The 10,797-nt window shown below is 39.6% G+C and carries 7 protein-coding genes and 1 pseudogene; 4 read left to right on the plus strand and 4 right to left on the minus strand.

Going from position 1 to position 10,797, the window contains the following annotated elements:
• Positions 1–1,675: aspartate-alanine antiporter (gene aspT / locus HUN22_RS12285; RefSeq protein WP_174729747.1), on the plus strand; the 1,675-nt coding region annotated here is incomplete at its 5' end.
• A gap of 56 nt (positions 1,676–1,731) precedes the next feature.
• Positions 1,732–3,330: a bifunctional aspartate transaminase/aspartate 4-decarboxylase gene (locus tag HUN22_RS12290; RefSeq protein WP_174729749.1), complete on the plus strand. Its 1,599-nt coding sequence runs from the start codon at positions 1,732–1,734 to the stop codon at positions 3,328–3,330.
• Positions 3,331–3,394: 64 nt separating this feature from the next.
• Here HUN22_RS12290 and HUN22_RS12295 read toward each other — a convergent pair whose 3' ends face one another.
• On the minus strand, positions 3,395–4,159 hold the full coding sequence (locus tag HUN22_RS12295; protein ID WP_174729752.1) for an SDR family oxidoreductase: 765 nt from the start codon (positions 4,157–4,159) through the stop codon (positions 3,395–3,397).
• 122 nt (positions 4,160–4,281) lie between these two features.
• Complete coding sequence (gene ada / locus HUN22_RS12300; RefSeq protein WP_174729755.1) at positions 4,282–5,349, minus strand: bifunctional DNA-binding transcriptional regulator/O6-methylguanine-DNA methyltransferase Ada; 1,068 nt, start codon at positions 5,347–5,349, stop codon at positions 4,282–4,284.
• Positions 5,350–5,593: 244 nt separating this feature from the next.
• On the opposite strand from ada, the pseudogene HUN22_RS12305 reads away from it, so the two are divergent.
• A pseudogene (locus tag HUN22_RS12305) lies at positions 5,594–5,872 on the plus strand (SDR family NAD(P)-dependent oxidoreductase); the annotation flags it as partial.
• 49 nt (positions 5,873–5,921) lie between these two features.
• On the opposite strand, the gene HUN22_RS12310 reads toward HUN22_RS12305, so the two are convergent.
• Together HUN22_RS12310 and gltS are read right to left on the minus strand one after the other, a co-directional pair.
• The gene (locus HUN22_RS12310; RefSeq protein WP_174729758.1) at positions 5,922–7,754 is read right to left on the minus strand and encodes a monovalent cation:proton antiporter-2 (CPA2) family protein; all 1,833 of its coding nucleotides are present in this window, start codon (positions 7,752–7,754) and stop codon (positions 5,922–5,924) included.
• Positions 7,755–7,868: 114 nt separating this feature from the next.
• A complete protein-coding gene (gltS, locus tag HUN22_RS12315; protein WP_174729761.1) occupies positions 7,869–9,104 on the minus strand; it encodes a sodium/glutamate symporter in 1,236 nt (411 codons plus the stop codon).
• Between the two features lie 434 nt (positions 9,105–9,538).
• Between gltS and HUN22_RS12320 the strand changes: the two genes are divergently transcribed.
• Complete coding sequence (locus HUN22_RS12320) at positions 9,539–10,690, plus strand: alpha/beta fold hydrolase (protein WP_174729764.1); 1,152 nt, start codon at positions 9,539–9,541, stop codon at positions 10,688–10,690.
• Positions 10,691–10,797: the final 107 nt, after the last annotated feature.

Genomic DNA, 10,797 nt, shown 5'->3' on the forward strand with positions numbered 1-10,797 from the left:
GTTACAAGGTGCTTTAAAACATAGCCCCGAAATATTATTGTTCTTATCACTCGCAATTGGCTTCTGGATTGGACAGTTCCAGTTTGGAAAATTTCAGTTTGGTGGAGTCGCAGGCTCCCTACTTGTAGCAGTCGTTCTAAGTCTTATCGGTGTACCTGTTGATAACGGCGTTAAAGCAATTTTATTTGCGCTCTTCATTTACGCGGTAGGCTTTGAAAGTGGGCCCCAGTTTTTTAAATCACTCGGGCCACAGTCTATAAAAGAAATTCTTTTAGCCGTATTTATGGCAGTGTGTGGTTTAGTCACCGTTTTAGTCATGGCTAAAATTTTCCATCTCGATAAAGGTTTGGCTGCCGGACTCGCTGCTGGTGGCATGACTCAATCTGCGATTATTGGTACTGCTGGAGATGCGATTTCTAGACTCGATCTGCCTCTGGCTGAAATTCAAAGACTTCAAGCAAATGTCGCGATTGGCTATGCGGTGACTTACATTTTCGGTTCATTAGGCGCAATCATTGTATGTGTAAATATCTTGCCTAAATTTATGGGTAAAGAGATTCATGACGATGCTCTAAAAGCCCAAAGTGAACGACTTAAAGGTGCGTTTGAACTCGCACCGGGTCAGGAACTGGCAATGCCGGAAATTGTTGGGCGTATTTATAAAGTTAAACAAGCGAATGGACACACTATTGCGGAACTTGAAGCAAAAGAAGCAAGCATTACAATTGAACGGTTAAAACGTAAAGATCAGTTTATTGATGTTGCTCCTGAACTAACCTTACAAACAGACGATGTGGTATTGCTGGTCGGTCGCCGTGCCAGTGTAGTTTCCGTAGCCGAGCAAATCGGACCCGAATTGCAATCATCGCAGGGTATGGAAATGATTATGGATACCAGCGATGTCATCTTAAGAAATTCCAAATATATTAACCGTACCTTAGGTGATATTAAGGCCAATACTCCAGCTTATTTGAAACACGGTATTTATGTACTTGCGATTAAACGTAAAGATGAAACTCAACCTTTAAATGACGATACCGTTTTACGCCAAGGTGATGTAGTCACCGTCTACGGTACAAAAAGTGACCTTGATCGTTTAGTGAAAGAAGCTGGTAAAGCCTTACCTGAAAGCTTAAAAACCGACTGGATTTTCCATGGTGCTGGCCTTGTGGTCGGTTTGGTGATTGGTCTTTTTGTGATTCGTTTAGGTGATGTGCCCTTAACGCTTGGCGCTGGCGGTGGTGCTTTACTGTCAGGTCTTCTGTTTGGTTGGATTCGTAGTAGAAATCAGGTACATGGCAATATGCCGTTAGCGGCTTCACAGCTTCTTAAAGACTTAGGTTTGGCAGGCTTTGTTGCAGCGGTTGGCTTACAATCAGGTTTACAGGCCATTCAAACCATTAAAGAAAGTGGTCTTTCACTCTTTATGATTGGAGTAGTTGTAACACTGGTTCCGTTGCTGCTTTCTATGCTGTTTGCTCGTTATGTTCTGCGTTATAGCAACGTTGCGGTAATGGCTGGGGCTCTATCTGGTTCACGCAGTGCAAACCCTGCTTTTGGTGCCACCTTAGACAAAGCAGGCAATTCAATTCCGACTGTTCCTTTCGCAATCACCTATGCCCTTGCAAATGTGTTTTTGACCTTACTCGGACCACTGATCGTAGGCTTAGCCTGATTTTATACATTGAAGTAGAAATTTTATTCATCTCACTATAATTAAGGAGACATCCCATGGGGAAAGTCGATTATTCTAAATACGCAAAACTCAGTCCATTTGAACTGAAAGATAATTTAATAGAATTAGCTCAAAGCCGAACTGACCGCATGATGTTAAATGCTGGCCGAGGCAATCCGAACTTTCTTGCGACCATCCCACGCCGAGCATTCTTTCAACTAGGTCTGTTTTCGGCAACCGAATCCGAGTTCTCGTTCTCTTATATGCCAGAGGGTTTAGGTGGCTTCCCTCGCCCTGTTGGACTCCAGTCACGTTTTGACAGCTTCATTTTGGAAAACCGCGATAAACCGGGCGTTGTATTTTTAGGTAAAGCCGTATCTTATGTACGCGACCAATTAGGCTTAGACCCTGATCTTTTTTTACTTGAAATGGTTGAAGGTATTCTGGGCTGTAACTATCCCGTACCAGACCGCATGCTTAGAGTAAGTGAGACGATTATTAAAGAGTACGTCTTACGAGAAATGGGCGTACAAGGCATGCAAAAAAGAGACTTAGATTTGTTTGCTGTTGAAGGCGGAACAGCCGCAATGGCCTACATTTTTAACTCATTAAAAGAAAATAAAATTATTAAAAACGGCGACCGCATTGCGATTGGTAGTCCTATTTTTACGCCATATCTGGAAATTCCAAAACTTAATGACTACCAACTTGAAGAAGTGCTCATTGAGGCAGACCCTAAACTCGGTTGGCAATATCCAGAATCGGAACTTCGAAAGTTAGAAGATCCATCTATTAAGGCGTTCTTTTTAGTCAACCCAAGTAACCCGCCATCGGTAAAAATGAGTGATGAAGGACTTGCGATTTTGGCTGATATCGTCAAAAAACGCCCCGATCTGATTATTTTGACAGATGATGTTTACGGTACGTTTGCCGATAACTTCAAATCACTATTTGCGATCTGTCCTGATAACACCATTTTGGTTTACTCTTTCTCTAAATACTTTGGCGCGACTGGTTGGCGACTTGGTGTCATTGCGCTTTCAAATAACAATGTGCTTGATAAACAAATTGCGAACTTATCGAAAAAAGAGAAGAAAGAGCTTGAGGAGCGCTATTCATCTTTAACAACCGACCCATCAAGCATTAAGTTTATTGACCGTTTAGTTGCAGACAGCCGTAATGTTGCTTTAAACCATACCGCGGGCCTGTCTACCCCACAGCAAGTGCAAATGGTTTTATTTGCACTGTTTAATATGATGGACTCACGCCAAAGCTATAAAAAAGCAGTTAAATCTGTTGTTCGTGAACGCGATGCAGCCCTTTATAGACAACTTGGTGTTGATGTTCCAACAGATCCAAATGCGGTGGACTATTACACCCTTGTTAACCTTGAAAACACCTCCCGCACTCTCTATGGTGATGAGTTTGCCGACTGGGTGATGAAAAATAAAAATCCGACCGAGCTATTGTTTAGAGTAGCAGATGAAACAGGTGTGGTTTTATTGCCGGGTTCTGGTTTCGGTGTGCAGCATCCTTCTGCCCGTGCGTCATTGGCTAACCTGAATGAATATCAATATGCTGCTATTGGTGACTCTTTAAGACGCTTTGCAGATGAAGCTTATGCCGAATATTTAAAAACAAAAAAACGAAAATAAGTACATATAAAAAGTGAGGCTCCAGCAGCCTCACTTTTTTACGACCTATGTATTCATTCTTGATCTAGGTTTTACAAATAGTCACTCCACCATCGGCGAGTAAAGCACTGCCTGTAATAAAGCTTGCATCATTACTAACTAAAAAGAGCGCCGCTTTTGCAATTTCATCGGGTTCTGCTAAACGTTTCATCGCATGTATGCTTTTTACAAACTCTAGAACTTCTGGAGAAGAAGCGGCTTCTTGACCCATTGAAGTATTTGTTCCACCGGGTAAAAGTGCATTTACTCGAATGCCTGACGTTGCATATTCTGCTGCGATCACTTTGGTTAATCCAATGAGTCCCGCTTTGCTGGCAGCATAAGCCGCCATTTGAGGAAACCCGATATGATGACCAACAAAAGATGATGTAAACAGTATTGAGCCATAGCCTTGCTTTAACATGACTTTAAGCTGCTCTCTGGCAGACTGAAACGCGCTGGTTAAATTGCCCTGAATCACATGATTCCAATTTTCATCGGTTGTGTCATGAGTAAGTTGATACTCTCCCAAAAGGCCTGCATTATTAAATGCGATATCTAACTTTCCATAATATTGCATAGCCATCTCGATTGCTTTTTGCATAGTTGTTGGATCATATAGGTCACCTGCAATGAAATGTGCAACGACTTCATCTTGATTCAATCTATTGCAAACTTGCTCTAAAATATTCTCTCGACGTGCGACAAGAATAACTTTCGCCCCTTCCGCTACAAATAAGGACGCCGCACTTAAACCTATACCTGAACTCGCGCCTGTAATAATAGCCACTTTGTCTTTTAATCTGGCCATACTCATAATTCCATCATTATTAAATTGATGGTTATATTTTGAATAGCCAGAAGAAAAGAGACTCTCTGATTCTTGCTATTTTGAAAAAATTAACTCTATAAAAGTAGCCAACTAAAACAATTTTAGTTCCGTACCAGTTCTGCTTCTTTGTCTAACAATGCACGTTTACGTTCAACACCCCAGCGATAACCAGAAATAAAGCCATCATTTCGGATAACACGATGACATGGGATAGCGACAGCTAACATATTTGCTGCGCATGCACCTGCGACGGCACGAACGGCTTTAGGTGACCCTATTTTTTGGGCTATTTCAGAATAACTTGCTGTCTGCCCCGCAGGAATTTCTTTCAAGGCCTGCCATACTCTTTGTTGGAATGCAGTCCCTTGAATATCTAGTGGTAAATCTAATCCAATTTGTGGTGCTTCAATAAATCCAACAATATGGGCTATCAATTGCTCAAACTCATCATCGCACCCAATCAAATCAGCTTCTGGAAATTTATCTTGTAAATCATTTAAAAGCTTTTCAGGATCATCACCTAATAAAATTGCACAAATTCCTTTCTGACTTTGAGCGACTAAAATGTCTCCTAAAGAGCACTCTCCTATGGCAAAGAAAATACGTACCCCTTTACCACCTGATTTCCATTCTTTCGCTGTCATACCTAATAGCAAATTTGAATTTTCATAAAACTGACTATTCGAATTAAAGCCTGCATTAAATATCGCATCAGTCACACTGATATTTTCATTTAAGTTTTCTCTTAGCTTTTTACTTTTATGTGCATCAGCGTAGCCTTTAGGGGTTAGCCCTGTAATGTGCTTAAATACGCGGTGAAAATGATATGCACTCATTCCAACATGATCTGCTACGTCTGATAGAGATAAGTTTTCGTCATGGAGCTCAATGTATCTACAAGCTTTCTCAATTTTTTCAACAAGTTTTGGGTCATTTGCATTAGAAAGTCTATTTTGTATTTTTTGACTTGCTCGATAACCATTTTTCTCTGCTTGTGCTGAGCTCTCAAAGAAAACTACATTTTCTTTTTTAGGCAGCCTTTTTGTACTTGATGGTAAGCAGTACATACCAGAGGTCTTAACACCATAAACAAAATATGCATCAGCTTCCGCATTTCGATCTACAATTGCTTGCCATCTATCTTCGTCTGTTATCCACTGATTTTTCATTTTGCTCACCTCAATTGCAATTCAATATTTAATCACTTATTTTCGCAACTTTATTAATGAACAAAACTCTTACTGTTGCTATTTTAATTTTTCGTTTTTACTAAAAATAATTCTCCATTAAAATAATTCAAATATTTACTTAAATTTCTCAATCTCAAGAGACCTTAAATCAGAAAGTACTCACTGGAAAATGAATATAATAGCTTTACCCGGTTCAGCGTTTAGAATCTATTTATACTACTGTACTGGCACACTCAGTCCTGGTATGGTGGCAACTGACCTGTTAGTTTCTTCTTGGACCAATGGCAACATCCAAAATTGGAAAAAAATGAAACGTTTATTTTTCTTTGTGATTGATCCGCCAGAAATTGTTTGTTCATATTTAGCAAAACAAATTATTGAAAATAAAAAGGCCAACCGACGAATTGCGTGGATCACTCCATGGAAGCTTTTTCTTAGATTTTTACAACCTTATTACTGGCGTAGAAACCCGGTTAAAGGCACAGCCTTAGAACACTTATAGTCATTCTGTAAAAGTTCTTCTAAACAGAACTTTTACAGATATTTTTATACTAATTAAGACTCTCACTATCTGATGCATCTTCTTTATTTAAAATCCGCCCTTCCCGTTTTGGTCGAATTAATGGTGCTGTTGGTCGTGGATGGGTATGTGTATATTGCATCCCTACTCCCGCATTGACATCATCTGCTGCGATTTCAGTTTCAAAACGCTCATTATCCAGATCTCGAATTTCCTCGCTAATTCTTATTACTTCGTCTTCATCCACGCCAAGTTGTTGTAAAATCACTTCGCCAAATTTAATCGCAGATTCAAAGGTTTCACGGATCATAAAGTCCACTTTTTGTTTGACTAAATGCAGTGAGTGCTCACGGTCATACGAACGGACTAATAATTTCGCTAAAGGAAATTCGTGAGTCACGAGTTCCACAATTCTATTTGTGGTTTCTTTGCTGTCGACACACACCACAATCGCTTGTGCTGTTGCAGCACCGGAAGCATGTAAAATATCTAGGCGACAACCATCGCCATAATAAATTTTAAAACCAAATTTTTCCGCGTTTTGAATCATGTCAGTATTATTATCAATAATGGTGACATCTACACCTCTTGCTAATAATAATTGACTGGTTACCTGCCCAAAACGTCCAAATCCGATCATTAAAACACTACCACTTAGACCCTCGGCAATATTGACGTTTTCTAATGAAACATCTGCTTTAGTTTGAGTGAAACGTTTAAAAAGAATACCGACAATTGGGGTTAACACCATCGAAAGTACCACAATAGCAGTAAGATTAGATTTAACCGTACTATCAATAACTTGTGCACTTAGCGCGGCAGAGAAAAGTACAAAGGCAAACTCTCCACCCTGAGCCATAAGTAAGGCACGATCCAACGCTTCTGTATGAGGGCTTTTCGTTACTCGGGCAACAATATAAATCATGAGCGCTTTAGCAAACATCAGGGCAATTACACCGCTCACAATCAGTTGCCAGTTCTGGGCAACAACGGATAAATCCAATGACATGCCGACCCCAAGGAAAAATAGGCCCAACAAAATTCCTCGGAATGGTTCAATATCAGCTTCAATTTGATGTCTAAACGTTGATTCAGATAAAAGCACACCCGCCAAGAAAGCACCCATCGCCATAGACAACCCGCTCACTTGCATGAGTAACGCTGCACCTAACACCACCAATAAGGCTGCGGCAGTCATGACTTCTCTCGCTTTAGCCGCAGCCAAAAGTCTGAATAACGGATTAAGTAACCAATAACCTGCCGCGATCAAACCTGCAATTGCGATTAAACCAATTCCTATGTTTTGTAGACGTACCGATGTGCTTTCGACCACATGATTTGGTGCCATAAAAGCGACAATAGCCAGCAATGGCACAATGAGTAAATCTTCAAAAAGTAAGATGGCTACAATCTTTTGCCCATGAGGCTGCGTCAAATCCCCACGGTCACCCAATAATTGCATCACAATAGCGGTCGAAGTTAGTACAAATCCTGCCGCACCAATAAAAGCAACTTGCCAAGTAAAACAAAATAATAGCCCTACAGCAGTCAAAGCTAAGCCACAACTTATGATCTGTAGTGTGCCAAGGCCAAAAATTTCGCGTCTCAGACTCCATAAATGTGATGGTTGCATTTCTAAACCAATCACAAATAAGTACATCACAATTCCCAACTCGGCAATATGTAATATTGCCGCGGAATCTTGAAAAAAGGCAAAACCGAATGGCCCAATAATGAGACCCGCAATTAAATAACCTAATACTGAGCCTAAACCAATACGTTTAAAAATAGGGACTGCAACTACAGCCGCTGCCAATAAAACCACAGGGGCAACCAAGCTAATTGAATGTGCTTCTGAGCTCATACATTTCTCATTTTATTTATCTGCAATTTATTCTATGTGAAACTATGTTTAAGGGCGATTATTACTTTTGGGAAAAAGCATCCATAAAAAAAGCCCTTACGGGCTTTTTTTAAATTAAGCAATAAATTTCAACATGAGCTGAATAACCGTTGCATTAATTAAATCGACAAAGAATGCACCACAAAGCGGAACAATCAAAAAGGCCTTATGCGATGGGCCATACATGTTGGTAATCGCCTGCATATTTGCAACCGCTGTTGGCGTTGCTCCCATACCAAAACCACAATGGCCTGCTGCTAGTACTGCTGCATCGTAGTTTTTGCCCATCACGCGGAAAGTTACAAACGCTGCATATAAAGCCATGGTAAGTGTTTGAGCACCTAAAATCACCACAAGCGGTCCAGCTAAGTCAGCTAGTTGCCAAAGCTTTAACGAAAGTAATGCCATTGCTAAATAAAGCGACAAAGACGCATTACCAAAAACATCAATCGCACGGTCAAAAATATCAATTTTCAACACGCTCTCTAAAATATTTCTTAAAATTACACCGCCACCGAGCGCCCAAACGAAGGTAGGTAACTCAAACCATGTTCCCTTGCTAAAACCTGTCATAAATTCAGCAAATGCTAAACACGCAGCAAACATACCAAGTGTAGTAATCGCATTGTCAGCAGTAATTAAACGAACTTGATGAGGGTTTTCAAAAGGTGCAAGGTCATCTGAATTTTGTTCAAGATGAGTATCACGATTTTGGATTTCAGCATTAGTTTTTGCTTGAGCAAGGTTATAACGATTGATGAGCAGTTTTGCTAACGGACCACCAATCACACCACCAATAATCAAACCAAAAGTAGCACTTGCCATTCCTAAAGCTAAAGCACCTTGAATACCATGTTGAGTTTCTAAAATTTCACCCCATGCGCCTGCCGTCCCATGACCACCTGTTAAGGTAATTGAACCAGCAATTAAACCAATGAGTGGATCAAGACCGAGTAAAGTCGCAAGACTCATGCCCACCATGTCTTGTACTACAATAAAAGAAGCTACACAAATTAAGAAAATGACTAAAGCACTACCACCTTCTTTAAGCTTCATAAAATTGGCACTTAAACCAATGGATGCAAAGAACACAAGCATAAAGCTCGTTTGTAATTCACTACTAAAAACAATACTATACCCCCACAATGTGTGGACGAGTAAAGAAATTATCGCAGCTATCAAACCACCCGCAACTGGTTCAGGGATATTATAACGTTTTAAAAAATCAACCCGATTAACAAGAAAGCGGCCCAACAATAAGACGATAACCGCCGAAATTAGTGTATAAAAACCATTAAAAACAAATTCCATATATACTACTTTCCGATTACATTCCTAATGGATTGTAAAATAATTATATTATATTTCTTATTATTTAAAGAAAACACAAACAAACTTTACAAAAACCATCTTTACTTAATAATATTAAAATAAATCAATATATTATTTTGAGTGTTTAGTAAAAAACTACAATATCCACGCTCTTAAAATTCTATATTGCTTTGATATTTGAGTTTTTCGAAATTTAAATGCTCAAATTATAAAATCAAGACACCAAACTGTCTTAATCCTATTATCCATTTCGTCAAACCACAGTATATTTGACTAAACAAAAACCCTACTTGATACCTTTAAAGCAAAATCCTGTCTTTTAGGTCACTGAACTCATCTTCCATTCCATTTACTATCCGTAAGAGACCAGCTCGTCACTGCTCTGGGCAACATCTTTATAGGTTTTATATTCAATGAGTTTATTGCTTAAAGTTCGTCAGAACGTTCCACAGCTACAATCTATTAAAAAATCTCTTCAGACACGTGCTGGTCAAAAAATACCTCACATGCTGATCAATGCATCAGATCTCTTTTTCCGAGGTCCTCAAATTGCTCTGTCAGGAAAAACACCTTTTGATGTGATCTATAAGCATGAAATTATTAGCTTACGCCATTATAGAAATGAGACCGATTCATCTACATCTAAGTACCGTATACCATTAGTGATCATTCCACCACTAGCAGTAAACATGCTCATTTATGATTTGTTTCCTACACGTAGCTTTGTCCGCTTCTTTTTAGCACAAGGTTTTGATGTGTATCTGATTGACTGGGGTGTGCCCACCCGACATCAAGCAAAATATAATTTCGGCACCTATATTAAAGTTTTTATGCCAGAGATGTTAAAGCAGGTTCGTATGCACAGTGGTCAGCAACAGCTTTCTTTACATGGTTGGAGTTTAGGCGGCGCACTTTCACTCTGCTATACCGCATTATTTAAAGATAAAGATATTAAAAATCTGATCATTCTGGCTTCCCCTATCGACACACATAAAGCGGGTTATATGGGGAAACTCTACGGTAGTCTTACCAAACCTGCCGAATGGGTTCGTAAACATACACCTTTTCGTATTCGACATCATGTACCAAGTGAAGCATTTCATATTCATGGCTGGCAAAACACGCTAGGTTTTAAATTAACAGACCCGATTGGAAATTTAAAAACATACTGGGAACTTTTTAAGAATCTCGATAATCGAGAATTTATTGTTGACCATGCAACCTCAAGTTCATTTATTGATAATATGCAGGCCTACCCAGGTGGGGTCATGCGCGACATTATTCTCCGCTTCTGGATTGATAATGAACTGTCTAAAGGCGTAATTAAATTCGGTGAGCTTACAGCCTATCTCAAAGATATCGAATGTTCGGTACTCGCAATGGGTGGCAGCACAGATATTATCGTTACCGCTGATGCCGTTCAGCCACTTATGGATTTGATTAGTAGCCAAGACAAAACTTTTAAAATCGTACCTGGTGGTCATATGGGTGTAGTTTCCGGTAGCCAAGCACCTACGGCGGTCTGGCCTGAAATGAATAATTGGTTAGCTACACGTTCAGATTAAGCTGTTTAAATATTAATAAACCAGCATAGTCAGTTCTGCGCTGGCCACAATTCAAAATTCATAAAGATTTTTATCTAATTTTGGTCTGATATAACTTTTATAAGTTC

The organism is Acinetobacter lactucae (assembly GCF_013344765.1).
GTDB lineage: Bacteria > Pseudomonadota > Gammaproteobacteria > Pseudomonadales > Moraxellaceae > Acinetobacter > Acinetobacter lactucae_A.